This window comes from Kitasatospora sp. NPDC004723, assembly GCF_040609255.1.
In the GTDB taxonomy this organism is placed as follows: domain Bacteria; phylum Actinomycetota; class Actinomycetes; order Streptomycetales; family Streptomycetaceae; genus Kitasatospora.
This window is the reverse complement of the sequence record NZ_JBEXJT010000005.1, coordinates 272,784-293,585: the sequence shown is the minus strand read 5'-3', so window position 1 is coordinate 293,585 and position 20,802 is coordinate 272,784. Positions and strand designations below refer to the sequence as shown.

17 protein-coding genes and 1 riboswitch are annotated in these 20,802 nt (G+C 75.6%); of the genes, 8 read left to right on the top strand and 9 right to left on the bottom strand.

Translation table 11 applies throughout. The features are described 5' to 3' along the window. Positions 1-96 precede the first annotated feature (96 nt). Positions 97-162, bottom strand: a riboswitch (cobalamin riboswitch). 130 nt (positions 163-292) lie between these two features. Further along, positions 293-928 (bottom strand): TetR family transcriptional regulator, encoded by a 636-nt coding sequence (locus ABZW10_RS09270; RefSeq protein ID WP_355362009.1) that lies wholly within the window; start codon positions 926-928, stop codon positions 293-295. 175 nt (positions 929-1,103) lie between these two features. On the opposite strand from ABZW10_RS09270, the gene ABZW10_RS09265 reads away from it, so the two are divergent. From ABZW10_RS09265 to ABZW10_RS09255, 3 genes are all read left to right on the top strand, one after another. Then, positions 1,104-2,414 (top strand): glycosyltransferase family 4 protein, encoded by a 1,311-nt coding sequence (locus tag ABZW10_RS09265; RefSeq protein WP_355362007.1) that lies wholly within the window; start codon positions 1,104-1,106, stop codon positions 2,412-2,414. A gap of 155 nt (positions 2,415-2,569) precedes the next feature. Next, positions 2,570-3,343, top strand: a complete 774-nt coding sequence (locus tag ABZW10_RS09260; protein ID WP_355362005.1) for a methyltransferase domain-containing protein — start codon at positions 2,570-2,572, stop codon at positions 3,341-3,343. Continuing rightward, complete coding sequence (locus ABZW10_RS09255; RefSeq protein WP_355362003.1) at positions 3,340-4,422, top strand: prenyltransferase; 1,083 nt, start codon at positions 3,340-3,342, stop codon at positions 4,420-4,422. The genes ABZW10_RS09260 and ABZW10_RS09255 overlap by 4 nt, the downstream gene beginning before the upstream one ends. Before the next feature lie 120 nt (positions 4,423-4,542). On the opposite strand, the gene ABZW10_RS09250 is transcribed toward ABZW10_RS09255, so the two are convergent. The 5 genes from ABZW10_RS09250 to ABZW10_RS09230 all read right to left on the bottom strand — a co-directional run bounded on the left by ABZW10_RS09250 (position 4,543) and on the right by ABZW10_RS09230 (position 10,649). Further along, positions 4,543-5,502, bottom strand: a complete 960-nt coding sequence (locus tag ABZW10_RS09250; protein ID WP_355362002.1) for a hypothetical protein — start codon at positions 5,500-5,502, stop codon at positions 4,543-4,545. A gap of 223 nt (positions 5,503-5,725) precedes the next feature. Continuing rightward, positions 5,726-6,853 (bottom strand): N-acetylmuramoyl-L-alanine amidase, encoded by a 1,128-nt coding sequence (locus ABZW10_RS09245; protein WP_355362000.1) that lies wholly within the window; start codon positions 6,851-6,853, stop codon positions 5,726-5,728. Positions 6,854-6,860: 7 nt separating this feature from the next. Beyond that, positions 6,861-8,150 carry a hypothetical protein gene (locus tag ABZW10_RS09240; protein ID WP_355361998.1) on the bottom strand — a complete coding sequence of 430 codons (1,290 nt, stop codon included), beginning with the start codon at positions 8,148-8,150 and terminating at the stop codon, positions 6,861-6,863. Positions 8,151-8,388: 238 nt separating this feature from the next. Next, entirely contained in the window at positions 8,389-9,048 is a 660-nt protein-coding gene (locus tag ABZW10_RS09235; RefSeq protein WP_355361996.1) for a class I SAM-dependent methyltransferase, read from the bottom strand. Between the two features lie 227 nt (positions 9,049-9,275). Then, positions 9,276-10,649, bottom strand: a complete 1,374-nt coding sequence (locus ABZW10_RS09230; RefSeq protein WP_355361994.1) for a M48 family metalloprotease — start codon at positions 10,647-10,649, stop codon at positions 9,276-9,278. Positions 10,650-10,808: 159 nt separating this feature from the next. On the opposite strand from ABZW10_RS09230, the gene ABZW10_RS09225 reads away from it, so the two are divergent. Next, positions 10,809-11,909, top strand: coding sequence for an alcohol dehydrogenase catalytic domain-containing protein (locus ABZW10_RS09225; RefSeq protein WP_355361992.1), 1,101 nt, complete (start codon positions 10,809-10,811; stop codon positions 11,907-11,909). A gap of 68 nt (positions 11,910-11,977) precedes the next feature. Here ABZW10_RS09225 and ABZW10_RS09220 read toward each other — a convergent pair whose 3' ends face one another. Both ABZW10_RS09220 and ABZW10_RS09215 read right to left on the bottom strand, forming a co-directional pair. Next, entirely contained in the window at positions 11,978-12,151 is a 174-nt protein-coding gene (locus ABZW10_RS09220; protein ID WP_355361990.1) for a hypothetical protein, read from the bottom strand. A 300-nt stretch (positions 12,152-12,451) separates the two neighbouring features. Further along, positions 12,452-14,467, bottom strand: coding sequence for an alpha/beta fold hydrolase (locus ABZW10_RS09215; protein ID WP_355361988.1), 2,016 nt, complete (start codon positions 14,465-14,467; stop codon positions 12,452-12,454). A 901-nt stretch (positions 14,468-15,368) separates the two neighbouring features. Between ABZW10_RS09215 and ABZW10_RS09210 the strand changes: the two genes are divergently transcribed. Genes ABZW10_RS09210 through ABZW10_RS09200 form a run of 3 tightly spaced genes read left to right on the top strand, consistent with a single transcriptional unit; the run spans position 15,369 to position 18,179 of the window. Further along, on the top strand, positions 15,369-16,205 hold the full coding sequence (locus ABZW10_RS09210; protein ID WP_355361986.1) for a Nif3-like dinuclear metal center hexameric protein: 837 nt from the start codon (positions 15,369-15,371) through the stop codon (positions 16,203-16,205). 23 nt (positions 16,206-16,228) lie between these two features. Beyond that, positions 16,229-16,972, top strand: coding sequence for a C4-type zinc ribbon domain-containing protein (locus ABZW10_RS09205; RefSeq protein WP_355361984.1), 744 nt, complete (start codon positions 16,229-16,231; stop codon positions 16,970-16,972). 4 nt (positions 16,973-16,976) lie between these two features. After that, entirely contained in the window at positions 16,977-18,179 is a 1,203-nt protein-coding gene (locus tag ABZW10_RS09200) for a bifunctional RNase H/acid phosphatase (protein WP_355361982.1), read from the top strand. A gap of 70 nt (positions 18,180-18,249) precedes the next feature. On the opposite strand, the gene yaaA is transcribed toward ABZW10_RS09200, so the two are convergent. Then, entirely contained in the window at positions 18,250-19,035 is a 786-nt protein-coding gene (gene yaaA / locus ABZW10_RS09195) for a peroxide stress protein YaaA (RefSeq protein ID WP_355361980.1), read from the bottom strand. Between the two features lie 273 nt (positions 19,036-19,308). On the opposite strand from yaaA, the gene ABZW10_RS09190 reads away from it, so the two are divergent. After that, positions 19,309-20,790 carry an MFS transporter gene (locus ABZW10_RS09190; RefSeq protein ID WP_355362119.1) on the top strand — a complete coding sequence of 494 codons (1,482 nt, stop codon included), beginning with the start codon at positions 19,309-19,311 and terminating at the stop codon, positions 20,788-20,790. The last annotated feature ends 12 nt before the right edge of the window (positions 20,791-20,802 follow it).

Below are 20,802 nucleotides of genomic sequence, written 5' to 3'. Positions count from 1 at the left end.
ATGAGCGGTGCCGGCCCGGGCGGGCCGTCCCGTAGTCCTCGACGGTGCCCGGCGGTGGTCCGCCGGGCGTGGGGCCGCTCGCCCCTCCCCGGGCACTCCGGCTCGCCCGGCGGACGGGCGCCGGGCTCACGGTTGCGGGGTCAGCGCCGGATTCGCACCGGCTTTCCCCGGAGGAGGAACGGATGGAGTTGTCCTGCCCGTCGACTTTAGCCGCCGGTCCGGGCGGACCGGAGCGGGCCGGGTGAGAACAGGTTCCAGTTCGGCCGGTCGCGGCGCGGTGGAGGCGCCGGTCTCAGGGCAGCGTGAGCAGCCGGGCCGCCGTGTGCAGGTCGGCCCGTACCTCGGCGAGCGAGGCGCGGCCGGAGAGCCAGGCGACCAGCGCCGCGTGCCAGGTGTGCTCGATCACCCGGACGGCGGCGCGCTGCGCCTCGGTGGGTGGTCCGGACTGCCCGATGGCGTCCAGGATGAGCTGCCCGGTGGCGGCGGAGACCTGGTCCACCTCGGCGCCCACCGAGCGGTCGGCGAAGGACAGCGCGCGGACCATCGCCTCGGCCAGCAGCGGTTCGCGCTGCAGCGCGTGGAACGCCCGGGTGAGCGTCTCGGCGACCCGCGGCGCCGGCTCGGACTCGACCGGCGGGTGCCGCCGGACCTGCTCCTGGAGGCCGCGCAGCTGTTCCAGCATCACCGCCACCAGCAGGTGCACCTTGGAGGGGAAGTAGCGATAGAGCGTGCCCAGGGCCACCTGGGCGCCCTCCGCGACCTCCCGCATCTGGACGGCGTCGTACCCGCCGCGCGCCGCCAGCGCGGTCGCGGTCCGCAGGATCCGCCGCCGCCGCTCCGCCTGCCGGGCGGTGAGCGGTGACTCCGGCGGCCGGGCCGGCGGGGACGGCGGGGGCGGGGGCGAGGGTGGTGACGACGGTGACGGCAAGGACACTCCCGGGCGTGGCGCGAATCACCAGCCCTGGATCCTGAGCGGAAGCTACGGGCCGGTATCTTCGAGGTCTCTCATTGTTCACATGGTCACCGGTGGACTCCACACCCACTGAAACCTGATCTACTTTACCGACCGGCAGCACAGACAGCAGCAGAGATGAGGGCCGACGATGACCGCGCAGCCGCTGCGGATTGCCCTGCTCTCGTACCGCGGCGACCCGTTCTGCGGCGGCCAGGGCGTGTACGTACGGCACCTCTCCCGTGAGCTGGCCCGCCTCGGCCACCACGTGGACGTGATCGGCGCCCAGCCGTACCCCGTCCTGGACGAGGTCGAGGGGCCGGGCTCGGTCCGGCTGGTCGAACTGCCCAGCCTGGACCTCTACCGGGCCGACGACCCCTTCCGCACCCCGGCGCGCGAGGAGTACCGGGGGCCGGTGGACGTCCTGGAGTACCTGACGATGCGCACCGGCGGTTTCCCCGAGCCGCTGACCTTCTCGCTGCGGGCCCGTCAGTACCTGGCCGCCCACCGCGGCCGCTACGACGTCGTGCACGACAACCAGACGCTCGGCTACGGCCTGCTCGGCCTGGAGCGCCACGGCTTCCCGCTGGTCACCACGATCCACCACCCGATCACCGTGGACCGCAAGGTCGAACTGGACGCGGCCACCGGCCGGCTCAAGCGGCTGTCGCTGCGCCGCTGGTACGCCTTCACCCGGATGCAGCGCCGGGTCGCCGCCCGGCTGGACCACATCATCACCGTCTCCGGCACCTCCAAGCGCGAGATCACCGAGCACCTGGGCGCCGCGCCGCACACCGTCTCGGTGGTGCCGATCGGCGCCGACACCCGGCTCTGGTCGCCGTCGGACGAGGTGGCGCGGGTGCCCGGACGGATCGTCACCACCTCCAGTGCGGACGTCCCGCTGAAGGGCCTGGTGCACCTGGTCGGGGCGCTGGCCAAGGTCCGCACCGAGCGGGACGCGCACCTGGTCGTGGTCGGCAAGCCGCAGAAGGAGGACGGGCCGATCGCCCGCGCCGTGCGCGCCTTCGGGCTGGAGCGGCACATCGAGTTCCGGCACGGCCTGACCGACCGTGAGCTGGTGGACCTCTACCGCTCGGCCGAGGTGGCCTGCGTGCCCTCGCTGTACGAGGGCTTCTCGCTGCCCGCCGCCGAGGCGATGGCCACCGGCACCCCGCTGGTCGCCACCACCGGCGGGGCGATCCCGGAGGTCGCCGGACCGGACGGCGAGAGCTGCCTGGCGGTGCCCCCGGGCGACCCGGACGCGCTCGCGTCGGCGCTCGGCCGGCTGCTGGACGACCCGGAGCTGCGCGCGACGCTCGGCGCGGCGGGCCGGGAGCGGGTGCTGGCGCGGTTCACCTGGGAGCGCGCCGCCGAGCTGACCGTCGAGGGCTACCGGGCCGCGATCGCCACCGGGGCCGGGAGCGCGGCCCGCTCCGGACCGGGCTGGCGCTACGTGGCCTGACGGCGTGCGCCGGCGTGCGGCCGGACGGCGGTCGGCCGCACCCGCTCGGACGGCGCGCGCCGCCCTGCCCCCGCCCCGTACGCGCGCCGAACGCCCCCGCGATGTCTCTGACCCGGCGTCAGGAACCTTGGGTACCGAAGGAATGGGAGTCCGCAGTGCTGACCGTTGATTTCTCGCGCTTCCCGCTCGCCCCCGGCGACCGGGTGCTCGACCTGGGCTGCGGCGGGGGGCGGCACGCGTTCGAGTGCTACCGGCGCGGGGCCAACGTGGTCGCCCTCGACCAGAACGCCGAGGAGATCGCCGAGGTCAGGAAGTGGTTCGCCGCCATGGAGCAGGCCGGCGAGGCGCCCGAGGGCGCGTCCGCGGTCGCGATGGAGGGCAACGCGCTGGCCCTGCCGTTCGAGGACGACCACTTCGACAAGATCATCATCTCCGAGGTGATGGAGCACATCCCGGACGACAAGGGCGTGCTCGCCGAGATGTTCCGGGTCCTCAAGCCCGGCGGCCTGCTCGCCGTCACCGTGCCGCGCTGGCTGCCCGAGAAGATCTGCTGGGCGCTCTCCGACGAGTACCACGAGGTCGAGGGCGGCCACATCCGGATCTACCGGGGCGACGAACTGCTCGACAAGCTCAAGGACGCCGGCCTGGAGCCGTACGGCACCCACCACGCGCACGCGCTGCACTCGCCGTACTGGTGGATCAAGTGCGCGGTCGGCGTCGACAACGACAAGGCGCTGCCGGTCAAGGCCTACCACCAGCTGCTGGTCTGGGACATCGTCGGCACGCCCGTCATCAGCACCCTCACCAAGGCCGCCGAGCGGGCGCTCAACCCGGTCATCGGCAAGAGCTTCGTCGCCTACGCCGCCAAGCCCCACCGGGCCGGGGCGTCGCGCGGCACGGCCGACCGGGCAGCGGGCGGGGCGGAGTGACCGCCGCCGTCCCGGAGGTCCTGCTGCTGGAAGGGGTGCTGGACGCCGAACAGGCCGCCGACACCGTCCGCAGCATCCTCGCCGAGCAGCAGCCCGACGGCGCCGTACCGTGGTTCCGCGGCCACCACCTCGACCCCTGGGACCACACCGAGGCGGCCATGGCGCTGGACACCGCCGGCGAGCACGCCGCCGCCGAGGCCGCCTACCGCTGGCTGGCCGGGCGTCAGAACCCGGACGGATCCTGGTACGCCGCCTATGCCTACGGCCGGCCGGACCACGCCGACGGCGAGGTGTGCAACGCGGCCAAGGAGACCAACTTCTGCGCCTACGTGGCCGTCGGCGTCTGGCACCACCACCTCTCCACCGGCGATGACGCTTTCCTGGACTGGATGTGGCCGACCGTCCGGCGCGCGCTGGACTTCATCGTCGCCCAGCGGCTGCCCGGCGGGCCGATCGCCTGGCGGGTCGACGAGCACGGCGCGGCCACCGACGAGGCGCTGCTCACCGGCTCCTCCAGCATCCTGCACGCGCTGCGCTGCGGACTGGCCGTCGCCGACTACCTGGAGGAGCCGCAGCCCGACTGGGAGCTCGCGGCCGGCCGGCTGCGGCACGCCGTCGCCCACCACCCCGAGCGCTTCCTGGACAAGGACCGCTACTCGATGGACTGGTACTACCCGGTGCTCGGCACCGCGCTGCGCGGCCCGGCCGCGCTGGAGCGGATCGCCCGGGACTGGGACCGCTTCGTCGTCCCCGGCCTGGGCGTGCGCTGCGTCAGCGACCGCCCCTGGGTCACCGGCGGCGAGAGCGCCGAGCTGGCCATGGCGCTCTGGGCGGTCGGCGAGTCCGACCGCGCGGTGGACATCCTGCGCTGGATACAGAAGCACCTGCGGCACGTCGACGGCTCGTACTGGACCGGGTACGTCTTCGAGGACGACGCGATCTGGCCCGAGGAGCGCACCACCTGGACGGCGGGGGCGCTGCTGCTGGCGGTCGCGGCGCTCGGCGGCCACCCGGCGACGGTCGCGGTCTTCGGCGGCGAGGAGCTGCCGGCCGGGCTGGTCGTCCAGGACTGCTGCTGACCGTCCGGCGGCAGCGACGCCGATGGGGCGGGACCGGAGAGATCCGGTCCCGCCCCTTTCGGTGTGGTGGCACGGGCGTCACGCGTTCCGCGGGCCGGCCGGGCCGGCCGGCTCCGCGGGTCAGCCGCGCTGGATGCCCGAGGTGTCGGCCAGCACGCCCTGGGTGCCGTCCTGCAGCTGGGCGACCAGCGCGGTGCCGCGCTGCTCGACCGCCAGGTACCAGGTGCCCGGGACGAGTTCGCCGACCGGCGCGCCGGCCGGGCTGTCCTTCGGGGCCAGCTGACGCGGCGCCGGGACGGCGAACCAGAACGGCGCGAAGTCGGCCGCCGGGGCCGGCTGCGGCTGCGCGGCCTGCTGCGCGGCGGCCCGACGGGCGGCCTCGGCCTCGGCGGCCTGTGCGGCCGCGGCCTGCTGGGCGGCGACGTCCTGCGGCTGGCCCTGCACCGGCTGACCGGGCTGGCCGGCCTGCGGGGTCGGGTAGCCGTAGCCGCCGGGCTGGCCGCCGAACGCCGGGGCCGGCGCCTGGCTCGGGTCCTGGCCCGGGCCGGGGTAGCCGTACTGGCCGGGCTGTCCGGGCTGGCCCGGGGCCGGGTAGCCGCCGGCCGGGAAGGCGGCCGGGGCGGCCGGACGGTCGGTGACCAGCGGGGTCTTGAGCACGGGGAGCAGCTGGCCGCCCGCGGCCGCACCGGCCAGCACGATCAGCGCGATGACGGCGAGCCAGGCGCCGATGCCGTGGTTGATGCCCTTCAGGCCGCCGCCGAGCGACCACAGCGCCGCCCAGAGCGCGGCCACCGAGAAGGCGATGCCCCACTGGTCCAGGCGCAGGCCGAGGATCTGACGGTTCGCGGCCGCCTGGCCCTGGAAGCGCTGGACCAGGATGAGGGCGGCGGCGAGGATGCCGAGCAGGAAGACCGAGGGCAGGACGGGGAACAGGACGCTGTCCCAGGCGTTCGTCGAGGTGTCGCCGCAGTACTTGCCCTTGCAGTCGACGGTCCAGTACGGCAGGAAGGAGGCGATGAAGAGCAGGACGGCCGCACCTGCGACGGCGGCGTCTCCCTTGGTGAGAGCGCGCAGATTCACTAACGTTCCCCTCGTTGGTGTGTCGTGGTCGGCGGTTTTCGATTTCGGCGCTGGGCCGGTCTGGTGTCGGCGCCCGCCGGTCGGCTGACCGGCCGGAAAACCCCGAACGGACCAGAAGCCTAGGGCCAACGGCCGCGCAGGTGCACGGCAGGGCTCGGGAAAGGGGCGAAGTCGTTGCAAACTGCGCGCTTCCGGCCCTCGGGCGCCGCACCCCGGCGGGCTCCTACCGGGTGGTGAGGAAGGTCGTCAGCGCGTCGGCGATCCCCTGGGCGGCCTGCTGGCGCCACTGAGGATCCGTCATCCGGCGGGCGTCCGTCGGGTTGCGCATGTTACCGCACTCGATGAACACCTTGGGCACGGTCGAGAGGTTGAGCCCGCCCAGGTCGGAGCGGGTGTCCAGGCCCTGGCTCGCGGTGTAGTCGGCGTACGGCTCGCCGGTCGCCGCGTGGAAGTTCTCGCGCAGCAGCAGGCCCAGCCGGTGCGAGGGGTCGACGATCGCCGCGGTGTTCGCCTTTCCGGCGACCACCTTGGCGGGCATGATCACGTGGAAGCCGCTGCCGTTCGCGGGCCCGCCGTCGCCGTGGACGGAGACCGCCGCGTCGGCGTGGGCGGTGTTGCCGATCCGGGCGCGCTCGTCGATGCACGGCCCCCAGGGGCGGTCGCCGTCGTGGACCAGCACGACGGTGGCGCCGCGGGCGGTGAGGAGCGCGCGGGTCCGGCGGACCACGTCCAGCGAGTACTCGGCCTCGGTGTAGCCGGCGTTGGTGCTGGTACCGGTGGTGTCGCACTCCTTGCGGGCGTTGCCGATGTCGACCTGGCGGTTGATCTCGGCGGTGTGGGAGGAGTTCCCGGTGTTGTGGCCCGGGTCGAGCACGACGGTGCGGCCGGTCAGGGTGGTGGCCGCGGGGGCGGCGGGGAGCGGGGCGGGGAACGCGGGGTCGGTGGGGGCGGTGGACGCCGTCGCGCTCGGGGTGCCGGTCGTGCCGGTCGTACCGGTGGGGCCGATCGGGCTGGTGCTCGCCGGGCCGACGGCCGGAGGTGCGGCGTCCGGTGTGCTCCGGTCGGGGTTGCCGACGGCCTGCCAGCCCAGCCAGCCGGCCACCCCGAGCGGGGCCAGCACGCCGACCACGGTCACCGTGCGCAGCAGCGTGGACCGGCGCCGGGGCCGGGGCCTGTCCTGCTCCGCCCGGCGGGGCGGGGCGGCGGGCGCGGGGTCGTCCGTCGCGGGGGCACCGAGGGCCGTGGCGTCGTCGACCGGCTCGACCGGCTCGACCGGTTCGGCCGCTTCGAAAGGTCCGGCCGCTTCGGTCGGTTCGAGGGGCTCGGTGGGGTGCTGGGTGGTGCGTGTCACGGGTGGGTCAGATCCGGTCCTGGGTACGGGCGGTGAGTCCGAACTGGTCGGCGATCGTCTTCCACTTCGCCACGAAGTCCTTCTTCGCCTGGGTGGCCTGCGGGTTGAGCTCGTCGGCGCGCTTCTTGTCGGCGGTGTTCGGGGCGGTGCCCGAGCAGCCCTGGGTGGCGACGGTCCGGGCCCAGCTCGCGTACGCCCGGTCGATGTCGGCGGACAGCTGCCAGGCGGACTTCAGCGACTGTACGGCGTCCGCGCCGCCCGGCAGGTCGGTGACACTCAGGGTGGCCAGCTTGGTGAGCAGCTGGTCGCGCTGCTTGGCGCCGCTGTCGAAGACCTGGGCGGCGGTGTCGATCTCGGGCTTGGCCGGGCAGCTGTTCACCTTGGCGACCGCGTTGCCGATCGGGGCCTTGGCGCTCTCGCCCTGGCTCAGCAGCTCGTCCAGTGCCTTCGCCTGGGACTGCGCGTTGGGTCCGCCGGCGGAGTCGGTGGGGCTGGGCGTCGCGCTCGCCGCCGCGGTGTCGGAGGCGGCCGGGGCCGGCGCAGCGGCGGAGCCGTTGGGGGCCGGCGCGGGCGGCGGGTTCCCGGAGGCGTCGGCGCCGGCCGTGACGGAGGCGGACGGGGCCGCGGGGCCGGCCTGGTCGGTGCTGGAACCCTTGTCGCGGACCGCCCAGAGGATGCCGCCGCCCAGGGCCAGGACGAAGAGCAGCGCGAAGGCGATCAGCAGCGGTGCGCGCTTGCCGCCGCCGCCGTCCTCGTCGTCGGGCTCCGCGTAGCCGGTCGGGTAGTCGTGCTGCGGGTAGGTCTGCTGCGGGTAGGTCTGCTGGGGATAGGGGTGCTGGGGGTAGTCGGGCTGGGCGTAATCGGGCTGCGGGTAGCCGGGCCGGCCGTGGGTGGGCTGGCTGTGGGAGGGGTGCCCGGGGTGCCCGTACGGGGCCTGGTCGCCGTAGCCCCGCTGGGGCGGGGGCAGGAACGGGGCCGGCTGCGGGGGCTGCGGCTGCTGCGGTGGGTGGTGGGGCGCGCCGTAGGACGGGCCGGCGCCCGAGGTGGCCTGCGGGAACGCCGGGGCGGTCGGGGGCGGCAGCGAGCCGGGTGCGGCGGGCCGCGGCGGCACCGGCTGCGGGATGACGGCCGTCGGGGCGTCGTCGGCGGGCGGCCCGGCGGGGGCGGTCGGCGGTGCGGCGGGAGGGGTGGGGGCGCTCGGGGCGGGAGGCTGCTGGGGACCGCGCACCCAGCCGCCCGCACCGCCCCGGGCGGTCGGGTCCCAGACCGCCGGTGCGGTGTTCTGCTGGTCCGTCATCTGTGCTGGCCCCCACGGTCGGCCCGGGTGCGCTCCGCCCGGATGTTCTGCTGGTGTCATGCGGCCGTGCCGCGACGCGGGCGTCCGCGATCGCGATCGCGCGGACACCGTACCGTTCGCGCTCCCGCCCGGCAGCCCCGGCACGACGTTAGAGCATCCGTGATCGCCCGTGGGGCCGGTCGGCCGATTCCGGACACCCGTGCGGGGGCGGCGGGCGGAGCGCGGTCGGGGCCGGGGATCAGCCGGTGGTGGCGCGGCGGCGCAGGACGCGCAGCGACCCGGTCACCGAGACCTCCTCGAAGCCCTCGGCCAGCGCCCGCAGGTACACCCGGTACGGCGCCTGGCCGCCGTCGGCCGGGTCGGGGAAGACGTCGTGCACCACCAGCAGGCCCTCCGGGGCCAGGTGCGGCGCCCAGCCCTCGTAGTCGCCGGTGGCGTGCTCGTCGGTGTGGCCCCCGTCGATGAAGACCAGGGCGAGCCGGCCGCCCCACAGGGCCGCGATCTGCGGCGAGCGGCCGACCAGGGCGACCACGTGCTCCTCCAGACCGGCCGCGTGCAGGGTGCGGCGGAACCGGGGGAGGGTGTCCATCCGGCCGACCTCCGGGTCGACCAGGGTCGGGTCGTGGTACTCCCAGCCGGGCTGCTGCTCCTCGGAGCCGCGGTGGTGGTCGACGGTCAGCGCCACGGTGCCGGCCTCCCGGGCGGCGGCGGCCAGCAGGATCGCGGAGCGGCCGCAGTAGGTGCCGATCTCCAGGACGGGCAGCCCGGTCCGGCGCGCGGCGGTCACGGCGGCGGCGTACAGCGCGAGGCCCTCGTCGACGGGCATGAACCCGGTCGCGCCCTCGAACGCGGCCAGCACCTCGGGCTGCGGGCGCGTGGTCTCCAGGAGGTCGGACATGGTGCTGCTCCTCGGCGGGTGGTCTGGTGTTCCTGCTCGCCGTCGGACCCTACTCGACGGTACGCCCCCGCCCCACCCCGTGCCCCGGGCCCCTCTGTCTGCCCGAGCCCCCGTGATCGGTGGACCGGGCGACGTTTTCCAGCCTCCCGACCGCCCGCTGCGGAGGAGCCCGGATCAGGAAGTCGGCCGGTCCGACTTCCTGATCCGGGCGGCAGCGGCAGCGGCAGTCAGCCGGCGAGGAGGGTGCGGGCGATGCGGGTGCGGTGCGGGGCGAGCTCGGCGGCGATGGCGGCGGCCTCGTGCGGCGCGCAGGTGACGGCCGCCGGGAGCGTCGCACGCCGGGAGAGGAGCGCCAGCCGCAGGTGGGTCGGCGGGTGCGAGGCGTCCACGGTGTGGCCGTCCCGCCGCGAGCGGCGGAGCAGCCGCTCACGCTCCAGCGGCGGGATCGCCGCCAGGTGCTCGCGCAGCTGCGGCCAGAGCTCGGTGACGTCCGGCCCCGGAGCGGCGTCCCGCCGGCCGGAGCGGGGCCGCGACTGGATCTCGGCCCGCAGCCGCATGGTCACCGTCGCGGTCGCCGGGCCGAGCAGCAGCGCCCCCAGCATCCCGCGCGCCGCCGCGGTGGACGCGACCCGGGCGCCGAGTCCGTCGGCCCGGTACTCGGCCTGCTGCCCGGCGCGCGCCGTCAGCCGGTCGAGCAACAGGTAGGCCCGGTAGGGAAGTTGGCTGACAAGGTACAGAAGGGCGTTGGCCAGGAAGTCCCCGATCAGCGACAGCAGCGCGATCACGCCGTACCCTCCCCGGGACCGGTCGGCGGGCCGGGCGAGCTCGTACCAGTGCGCCAGCGCCCGCATCGCCGAGCCGAGCCACAGGCCGCGCCGGTTGTCGCCGTTGACCCGGTGGGCGAGTTCGTGCCCGAGCAGCGCGAGCCGCTGCCCGTCGTCCAACGCCTCCCAGAGCGGCAGGCCCAGCGTGAGCACCGACGTCCGGCGCAGCCCGAGCACCGCCATGCCGGCGTTGAAGTCCTCGGTGATCCGGATCACCCCGACCGGCGGCGCCCCGAGTTCGGCGGCGACCCGGTCGGCCAGCCCGTACAGCGCGGGGGCCTCGGACCGGCTCAGCACGCCCGCGCCGGTCGGCACCCGGCCGAGCCGCGGACGGAGCAGGAAGGCGACGGCGAGGAGGAGGGCGCCCAGGCAGCGCACCGTCGTGTTGCCGGTGACGAGCAGCCAGCCGGCCGCCCCCGCCACGACGACGGTGACCGCGTGGACCGGGAGGGCCAGCGCCGAGGCGGCGAGCCAGTCCCGTCGGGTGGTGTCGGTGCGGCCGTCGGCGACCTCCTCGAACAGCCGCTCGGTCCGCTCGGCCGCGGCCCGTTCCCGGGCCAGCTCCTTCGCGGACTTGGCGCAGTCCTCGGCGGCCTCCTCGGCGGGGACGAGGTTCCACTCGCACGCCGGGCACCAGGCGGTGAACCGGGGGTCGGGGTCGATCGGGCCGGAGCACGTCGGGCAGGAGAGGGGACGGACGGCGGAGGCGGACGGCGCCGGCGCCGGCGCTGTCGTCAGTGCGGCCGACGACGGTGGGGGAGCAGTGGGGTTGGGCACGGCGGATGATCATGCCAGGCGCCACGGACATGGGGAACCCTCGGAGTTCGGAGCGTTCCACCGGCCGGGGAGGCGTGGTGGAACACGTTCCACCCGCCCCTCGGGCGCCGTGTCAGAATCGGCCGACCAGCGATCCGAGACGGACCCGGGAGCAGCCCCATGCGCGCAGCCATCCTGCACGAGACCGGCCAGGAGGCGCTCGACGTCCGCGACGACGTCGAGGCCGTGGGCTTCGGCCCCGGCAAGGTGCGGGTCCGGCTGCGCGCCGCCAGTCTCTGCCACTCCGACCTTTCCGCGATGAGCGGCGTCCTGCCCCAGCCCGCGCCGTTCGTGCCCGGGCACGAGGGAGCCGGGGACGTCGTCGAGGTCGGCGAGGGCGTGACGGACATCGCCGTCGGCGACCGCGTCGTGCTCTGCTGGATGGCGCCCTGCGGCCGGTGCGCGCATTGCGAACGCGGTCGCTCGCACCTCTGCGTGGCCAGCCTGCGGCGGCTCGGCGCGCCCGGCTTCCGCTACGGCGCGGGCCCGAACGGCGCGGGCGGAGGTGGTGAGGCGTCCGGCTTCTACGGGACCGGAACCTTCGCCGAGGAGGTCGTGGTCGAGCGCGACGCGGTTCTCCCGGTGCCCGCCGACCTCCCCTACGACCTGGCCGCGCTGATCGGCTGCGGCGTCACCACCGGCATCGGCGCGGCCGTCCACACCGCGCGGGTCGAGCCGGGCGCGTCGGTCGCGGTGATCGGCGCGGGCGGTGTCGGCGTCGCGGCCGTGCAGGGCGCCCGGGTCTGCGGCGCGGGCCGGATCGCCGTCGTCGACCCGGTGGTCTCCCGCCGGGAGCGGGCGCTGGCCTTCGGCGCGACCGAGGCGCTCGCCCCCGAGGAGCTGAAGGCGGTGGCGAAGGGCCTGCCGGGCGGGGGCTTCGACTACGTCTTCGAGGCGGTCGGCCGCTCGGCCACCGTCCGGGCCGGGTACGGAGCGGCCCGGCGCGGCGGCGCCGTCGTGGTGATCGGTGCCGGGGCGCAGGACGACCTCGCGAGCTTCAGCATGGGCGAGCTGTTCTTCAACGAGAAGCGGCTGCTGCCCTCGCTGTACGGCGGCGCGCCGCTGACGCGCACCGTCGCGCTGGTGGTGGAGCTGTGGCGGGCCGGGCGGATCGACCTGGCGGGGATGATCACCCACCGGGTCGCGCTGGCGGACGTCAACGACGCGCTCGCGCAGATGCGCAGCGGCGAGGCACTGCGCACGGTCGTGACGCTGGGCTGAGTGGCCGCCGCCGGGTACACGACGAGGCCCGCCGGAGGGTTCCGGCGGGCCTCGTCGGGTGGTGGGGCTCAGCCCCGGCCGTTCCCGGCGGCACGGTGGCGGCCGTGCGGATCGGCCTCGGGGCTGTCGTCGGCGGCGGACCGGCCGCGGTGGCGGCCGTGCGACGCGGTGTCCTCGGCCGTGGTCTCGTCGGCGTCGGTCCCGCTGGCGGGTCCGGTGGTGTCGGTGAGGGTGTCGGACATCAGAATCGTCTTTTCCTTGCGAGGGTGCAGGTGTATCGGCGCCCGGCCGGCACATCGCGGGCGTGGTCGGGGCATGGCCGGTGATCGCGCCCGCACCCCGGCCGCCACCCTAACCGCCGACCGGGCGAGATCCTATCGAGATCATGACGGCCATCCGGGGAACGGCACGGCCCCGAACGGTCCCGAACACGCCGGTGCCGCGCGACCCGACCACGGCCGGGTCCGGCCCGGTGGACAGCGGCTCGGAGTGCGAAGTCGGCGGGGCCGACTTTCCACTCCGGGCATGGGAGGGGCGGGGGGCTAGCCCGGGCGGCCGGTGCGCAGGAAGGCGGCGAGCAGCTCGTGCAGGACCGCTCCGCCCTCCTCGGCCAGGACCTCGTGTCCGGCGCCCGCCGCCTCGACGTAGCGGAAGTCGGTTCCCTCCGTGCGCCCGATGCGCAGCAACTCATCGCGCAGTGAACGCGATTGGCTCACCGGGACGACCTCGTCGCGGTCGCCGTGCACGATCAGCAGCGGTGCGCCGATCCGGTGCGCCAGCTGGAGCACGTCGCGCGGCCCCCGGGCGTCCGTGATCGGCTCGCCGCCGCCCAGCCGGGTGGTCAACGCCCGTACGGAGGAGGACGCTTCGGCCAGGAGCCGGCTGCCCGAGAGGAACGGTGCGACGACCGCGCAGCGCGTCACCTGGCCGGCCGGAGCGTGTGCCGCGGTGAGCAGGGCGAGGAACGCGCCGTAGCTGACCCCGAACAGGGCCGGCGGCTCCAGGCCGAGCGCCGCGCGCTGACCGGCGACGGCCTCCAGCAGGTGCAGCACGTCGTCGAGGTCGGGCCCGCCCCAGGTGCCCCGGATGGCCATCGCGTGCGCCAACCCGTAACCCGTGGAGCCGCGTTGGTTCGGTGCGAGGACGGCCAGGCCCTCGGCCGCCATCCGTTGCAGGGCTGGGTCGAACTCCAGCCGCCAGGCGTCCGCCGGGCCGCCGTGCAGGGCCAGTACCAGGTGCGGACTGCTCAGCCAGGCGTCCCCGCCGTACACCACGGCCTCCAGCGGGCCGGCCGGGCCCGCGAGTTCGATGCTCTGGGCGGAGCGCCACCGGCCGCCGTCACCCGGCTCGGCCGATCCGTCCAGTCGCCAACCGGTCGGCGGCACCGACGTGTTGGCGCGTCCGACGGTGCCGGGCCGCCAGGGTGGCACGGTGTCCCGCCACGGTCCGGGCAGCCCGGAGCCGAGCGGCGCCAGTTGCAGCGGGAGCGGCACCGGCACGGGGCCGGCCGCGGTGGTGGCCGGGTCGTGCGCCAGCAGCGCGTCCACGTCCAGGGTGGCGAGCGCGGCCGGGTGGTCGGGCGCCGAGTACGGCACCCGCAGCCCGCCCGCCGACCAGCTCCCCACCGCGCCGAGCCGCCCCGGCGGGACGGGCAGCGGGTCCAGCCGTCCGGCGGCCGGCCGCCACAGGGCGAGCGAGCAGCCCGCGCCGTGGTCGACCTGGACGGCCACCCGGGGCCCGTCCGCGTCCGGCCGCAGCGCCACCGGCCGCAGGAACATGCCCGCGACGTGCAGGGCTTCCGGGAACCGCAGCGGTTCGCCGCCGCCCAGCACGCCCCAGCCGATCCGGTCGGCGCCGGGTGCGTCGCTGCGCACCATCGCGAACCGGCTGTCCGGGTCGAACAGCACCAGCCGGTCGTTGCTGTGCCCGCCGATCTCCAGCAGCGGGGTGACGGTGCCGCCGCGCAGGTCGAGCACCACGGTGCGGACCAGGCCGTCGCGCACCCGGTCGAGCGCCAGCAGCGCGCCGGTGCGGTCCAGCCAGACGCCGCCGCCGTGCAGGCCCGGGATCTCGGCGACCTGCTGCGGCGCGGATTCGTCGGCCCGTACGAGCCAGACGGTGGTGGCCGGCCGGGTGTCGCTGCCCAGGGCCACCGCGACCGGTGCGCCGGGGCCGGACGGCGCGCCCTCCGGGAGCGGCAGCAGGCGCAGGCCGGGCATCCTGAGTGTGGTCAACGGCCTTTCGACGGTGACGGGTCGACCGCCCGGGTCGGTGCCGGGGCGGAGTGTTACCAGCTGCTGCCGTTCGCCGTCGTGCCGGCAGACCAGCACCGAACCGTCCGGCAGGGCGACCAGTTGTGAGCGGAAGCTCTCGAAGCGGTTGCCCGGCAGTCGCAGGCCGGTCGGGACGGCGGGGCCGTCCAGTGGGAGGCGCCAACTCTCCACGTACCAACCGCCGTCGGCGGCGGAGGCGAGGCAGGCGGCGTGGTTGCCGTCGGCGGCGAAGGTGAAGCCGAGTCGGCGCAGCGCCTGGGCGGCGGCTCGGGTGGCCACGGTCATGTCGTCACCCCCGACCTCGGCCCGTACCCGCCGCGCGCCCCCGCCCCGGCCCGTACCCCTCGCGCGCCACCGACCCGTCGACGGGCCGGCGAGGCGGCGCTGACGTGCGGCTTCCAGCCCTCGTCGGGGAGGTCGCCCGCGGACGGCCCGGCCGGGCACCAGAAGCCCTCGACGGTGACCCGCCGGTCGACCTGCCCGTCGACCCGCGCGCCCCCGCCGCCTCCCCGGCCTCCGGCGGCGGCCGGCGCCGTCCGCGTCAGCTCGGGCCACCGGTCGGCCGCATCCGGCCCGTGGCCCGCCGAGTCCGTTCCCCCGGCCGTACGAAGCGATGTGCCCGCCCCCATTCGCCACCACATCCCTTCGTCTGGTGCCGGCGCGCCCCGTCGGTGCCCACTGCTCCGGCACCGGGGCGCGCGGCCACGGCCTGACATCGGTTCCTCGGAACTGCCCGGTGTGCTGCCCCGGCGGCGGCCGACACCGTCGGCACCGCCCCGGCCGCGTCCGCCGCGGGCCCGGTCCGTCCTGCCTCACCCGGGCCCGTACCTCCGGCGGAGCGCCTCCCCGGCCCCCCTGGTCGGGCAACTCCCGTTCGCAGAGGAGAAGTTACTTTCGGTAGCGAGGGATGCTCAATCCGAAGCCGGTCACTTCACTCGTAAGGGTGATCCCGATGCGGTTTCGAATTCGTGCGAACGGCCGGGTGTGCCCGGCGTACGCCCCGCCGTCCCGCGCGAACCGCCCCCGCGCGCCGGTCGAACGGGGCCGCGCCGACCGCCCGCGCACGCCGTACCGCGGGTTGACGCGCATCCGTACGCCCCGCCCGCCGAGGGGCACCGCCCCGGCGCGGGCCGTGGCGGCGAACCGGGCGGACCGCCGCCACCCCCGCGCACGGTAGTCTCGACAGGTGCCGAAACTGTCCGACGTCATCACCGCCCTCGAAGAGCTGTACCCGCCGCAGTGGGCGGAGTCCTGGGACGCCGTCGGCCTGGTCTGCGGAGACCCCCAGGCCGAGGTCCGCCGCGTGCTCTTCGCCGTCGACCCCGTGCAGGCGGTCGTCGACGAGGCCGTCGAGTGGGGGGCCGACCTGGTGGTCACCCACCACCCGCTCTATCTGCGCGGCACCACCAGCGTCGCCGCGACCACCTTCAAGGGCCGCGTCGTGCACACCCTGATCCGCAACGGGATCGCCCTGCACGTGGCGCACACCAACGCCGACCACGCCGACCCGGGCGTCTCGGACGCGCTCGCCGAGGCGGTCGGCCTGAGCGTCACCGGACCGCTGGTGCCGGACCCGACCGACCCGCTGGGCCGGCGCGGCACCGGGCGGATCGGCCTGCTGGAGCCCCCGCTGACCCTCGCGGCGTTCGCCGCGAACGTCGCCAAGGGGCTGCCGGCCACCGCCGCCGGCGTGCGGGTCTCCGGCGACCCGAACCGCCTGGTCAGCCGGGTCGCGGTGTGCGGCGGCTCGGGCGACAGCCTGTTCGCCGAGGTGCGCGCGGCGGGCGTGGACGCCTACCTGACCGCCGACCTGCGCCACCACCCGGCGTCCGAGGCCGCCGAGGCGGCGTCGGTCGCCCTGGTCGACGCCGCGCACTGGGCCACCGAGTGGCCCTGGCTGCCGCTGGCCGAGCGGGCGCTGCACGGCGCCGCCGAGAAGCACGGCTGGACCGTGGAGACCCGGGTCTCCCGCACGGTCACCGACCCGTGGACCGCGCACGCCCCCATGTCCTTCCCCGCCTGACCCGATTCACAGGAGCTCTCCGCTTGAACGCCGCGCCCGCCGACCAGATCCGCCTGCTCGACCTCCAGGCCATCGACTCCAAGCTCGACCAGCTGGCCCACCGGCGGCGCAGCCTGCCCGAGCACGCGGAGATCGACAAGGTCAACGCCGACCACACCGCCCTCAAGGACCTGGTGGTCGCCGCCCAGGCCCAGCACGGTGACACCACCCGCGAGCTCACCAAGGCCGAGCAGGACGTGGAGCAGGTCCGTACCCGGGCCGCCCGCAACCAGCAGCGCCTGGACTCCGGTGCGATCACCTCGCCCAGGGACCTGGAGAACCTCCAGCACGAGATCGGGTCGCTGGCCAAGCGCCAGGGCGACCTGGAGGAGGTCGTGCTGGAGATCATGGAGCGGCTGGAGTCCGCCCAGACCCGCACCACCGAGCTGTCCGCCCGCCTGGAGCACTCCACCGTCGTGCTGACCGAGGCCGAGGGCCGCCGGGACGCCGCGTACGCCGAGATCGACGCCGAGGCGGAGAAGGTCAAGCGCGACCGCGAGGCCGTCGCCGCCGTCATCCCGGCCGACCTCATGAAGCTCTACAGCAAGCTGCGCGAGACCCAGGGCGGCGTCGGCGCGGCCCGGCTCTACCAGCGCCGCTGCGAGGGCTGCCGCACCGAGTTCTCGATCACCGAGCTCAACTCCATCAAGGCCGAGCCAGCCGACAAGGTGGTCCGCTGCGAGAACTGCTCGCGGATCCTGGTCCGCACCGCCGACTCCGGCGTCTGAGCCGGTGGCGGCGCGCAGGTTCGTCGTCGAGGCGGACGGCGGCTCCCGGGGCAACCCGGGGCCGGCCGGCTACGGCGCGGTGGTCCGCGACGGCGACACCGGGCAGCTCCTCGCCGAGGCGGCCGAGTTCATCGGGCACGCGACCAACAACGTGGCCGAGTACAAGGGGCTGATCGCCGGGCTGCGCGCGGCCCGGGAGATCGACCCGGGTGCCTCGGTGGACGTCCGGATGGACTCCAAGCTGGTCGTCGAGCAGATGTCCGGCCGCTGGAAGATCAAGCACCCGGACATGCAGCCGCTCGCCGCCGAGGCCCGCGAGGTCTTCCCGCGCGGGCGGGTCCGGTACACCTGGATCCCGCGCGAGCAGAACAAGGACGCCGACCGGCTCGCCAACGAGGCGATGGACGCGGGCAAGGCCGGCCGCCAGTGGGAGCCCCGGCCCGTGGCCGCCTCCGCGCCCTCCCCCGTGGAGCTGCCGGAGACCGAGCCGCTGGGGACCGAGTCGCTGGGGACCGAGCCGCTGGGGACCGAGCCGCTGGAGACCGCCGTGCCCAAGACGGGCTGGGCGGCCCCGGCGGACCTCGGCACCCCGACCACTTTCGTCCTGCTCCGGCACGGCGAGACCCACCTCACCCCGGAGAAGCGGTTCTCCGGCAGCGGCGGCACCGACCCGGAGCTCTCCGAGAAGGGCCGCTGGCAGGCCGAACGGGTCGCCGAGGCGCTCGCCGCGCGCGGTTCGGTCCAGGCCGTGGTGGCCTCGCCGATGCGGCGCGCCCGGCAGACCGCGGAGACCGTCGCCGCCCGGCTGGGCCTGGAGGTCCGGTACGAGGAGGGGCTGCGCGAGGTCGACTTCGGTGCCTGGGAGGGGATGACCTTCGCCGAGGCGCGCGAGCGGTACCCGGACGACCTCACCGCCTGGCTCGGCTCCACCAAGGTGCGGCCGACCGGCGGCGGCGAGAGCTTCGCCACGCTCACCCACCGGGTCGGAGTGGCCCGGGACAAGATCCTCGCCCGCCACCCCGGCCGGACCGTGCTGGTGGTCTCGCACGTCAGCCCGATCAAGACGCTGGTCCGGCTGGCGCTCGGCGCCCCGCCGGACGCGCTGTACCGGATGGAGCTGTCCGCCGCCTCGCTCTGCGCCGTCCAGTACTACGCGGACGGCAACGCCTCGCTGCGGCTGCTCAACGACACCGGGCACCTGCGCTGAGAAACGCCGGGCGCCGGTCGGCTGATCCGACCGGCCCCCGGCGCGCGTGCCTGCCCGTGCACCTGTCCGCTCAGTGCACCTCGGTGACCACCACGTCCAGCTGCCACGGCTTGCGCGCGGTGCCCTCGGCGGCGACCTCCACCCGGTGGCCCAGCCCGGTCAGCGCGTCCAGCAGCTCACCCGGCGTCTTCGGCTCGGCGCCCGCCGCCAGCAGATCGCGGACCAGCCGCCCCTTGGTGGCCTTGTTGAAGTGGCTGACGACGGTCCGCCGGCCGTCCCGCTCCTGGAGCACCCGTACGGTCGCCGTCCGGGCGATCACCTCGCCGGCCGGCTTCCAGGCCGCCGCGTAGGCGGAGGAGCGCAGGTCCAGCACCAGGCCGTCGGCGACCTCCGGCAGCACATCGGCCATCGCCCGCCGCCAGTACGCGCCGAGCGCCCCCGGCCCGGGAAGTTTCACACCCATCGAGCAGCGGTAGGGCGGGATCCGGTCGCCGATCCGCACCGCGCCCCAGAGGCCGGAGAAGACCAGCAGGCTCCGCTCGGCCCGGCCGTACGCGGCCTCGTCCAGCGTCGCCAGCCCGAGGTTGTCGAACAGCACCCCGGTGTACACCTGCCCGGCCGGGAGCGCCCCCGCCGTCGGCAGCCCCGCGTTGCGCGCCACCTCGCCGCGCAGCCCCGGGCTCAGCCCCAGCACCCCGGCGGCGGCGTCCTCGTCCCCGCGGCAGAGCGAGACCAGCGCCTCCAGCACCTCCGCCCGCGCCGCCGTCAGCCCGGGCAGCGACAGCCCGTCGAGCGCCACCGGCACGCCGTCCCCGGACGCGGCCTTCCCCTCCGAGGGCGGCAACAGCACCAGCACGACGGACTCCTCCACACTCCACGGCCACCGACCACGCCACCCTACGCAACCCGCCCCCGCCCCGGGAAACGGCTGGTCACCCCACCCCGTCGAGCCCCGCGCGCTGCCCGGACGCCGAAGCGCCCGGCGCGCGCCACACCGCCCGGCACACCGCGTGGCCCGCGGCCCGGCGCTCGGCTCGTGGTGGCCGGCCCCGCCACCCGGACGGGCCGCTTCGACACCCGTCGACGCCCGCCCGGGTGGGAGGATCGACGCGTGCGCGAAGCGACCCCCATGAGTCCGCCGTCCGCCGATCCCGGGCGGCGTCGCCGGCAGCTCATCCTGGCGATCTGCTGCCTGAGCCTGTTCATCGTCGGGCTCGACAACACCGTCGTGAACATCGCCCTCCCGCAGATCCAGCGGGACCTGGACGCCCCCGCCTCCGGGCTGCAGTGGATCATCGACGCCTACACCCTGGTGCTGGCCTCGCTGCTGATGCTGTTCGGCTCGCTGGCCGACCGCATCGGGCGCCGCCGGGTGTTCCAGACCGGCCTGCTGGTCTTCGTGCTCGGCTCGCTGCTCTGCAGCCTGGCGCCCGGCCTGGGGTGGCTGGTGGCGTTCCGGGCGGTGCAGGCGGTCGGCGGCTCGATGCTCAACCCGGTGGCGATGTCGATCATCACCAACACCTTCACCGAGCCTCGCGAACGGGCCCGGGCGATCGGCATCTGGGGCGGTGTGGTCGGCATCTCGATGGCGCTCGGACCGCTGCTCGGCGGCTTCCTGGTGCACGCCGCGGGCTGGCCGGCGATCTTCCTGATCAACGTTCCGGTCGGCCTGCTGGCCTGCCTGCTGACCGCCCGTTACGTCCCCGAGTCGCGCGCGCCCCGGGCCCGCCGGCCGGACCCGGTCGGGCAGCTGCTGATGATGGTGCTGCTCGGCTGCGGCACCGGCGCGATCATCGAGGGTCCCGCGCACGGCTGGACGTCCCCGCTGATCCTCGGCCTGGCCGCGGCGGCGCTCGCCGCGCTGGTGGCCTTCCCGCTCTGGGAGCGCCGGGTGGCCGAGCCGCTGGTCGACCCGAGGTTCTTCGGCAGCGCGCCGTTCACCGGCGCCACCGTGACGGCCGTCTGCGCCTTCGCCTCGCTCGGCGGCTTCCTCTTCCTGAACACCATCTACCTGCAGGACGTCCGCGGCTACAGCCCCGTGGAGGCCGGCCTGTGGACGCTGCCGATGGCCGGGATGATGCTGGTCTGCGCGCCGCTCTCGGGCCGGATCGTCGGCGCCCGCGGCCCACGGGTGCCGCTGGTGCTGGCCGGCCTCGGCCTGGTCGCCAGCGGTCTGCTGCTCACCCGGCTGGCCGCGGACTCCCCGCCGGGCCTGCTGCTGGCCGCGTACGGACTGTTCGGCTTCGGCTTCGGCTTCGTGAACGCGCCGATCACCAACGCCGCCGTCTCCGGCATGCCGCGCGCCCAGGCGGGGGTGGCGGCGGCCGTCGCCTCCACCAGCCGGCAGGTCGGCCAGTCGCTCGGCGTCGCGGTGATCGGCACCGTGGTCACCTCGGCGGTGGTCGGCACGGTCGCCTCCGGTTTCGCCCCGGCCAGCCACGCGGGCTGGTACATCGTCGCGGGCCTGGGCGCCACGATCGGGCTGCTCGGCCTGGTCACCACCTCCGCCTGGGGCACCGCCACCGCCACCCGGGTCGCCGCCCGCCTCGGCGGCGACCCGCCGCTGACCCGCCCCGGGGTTCGGGAGGCCCCGCCCGAGCGGCTACCATGACCACTACGGCGG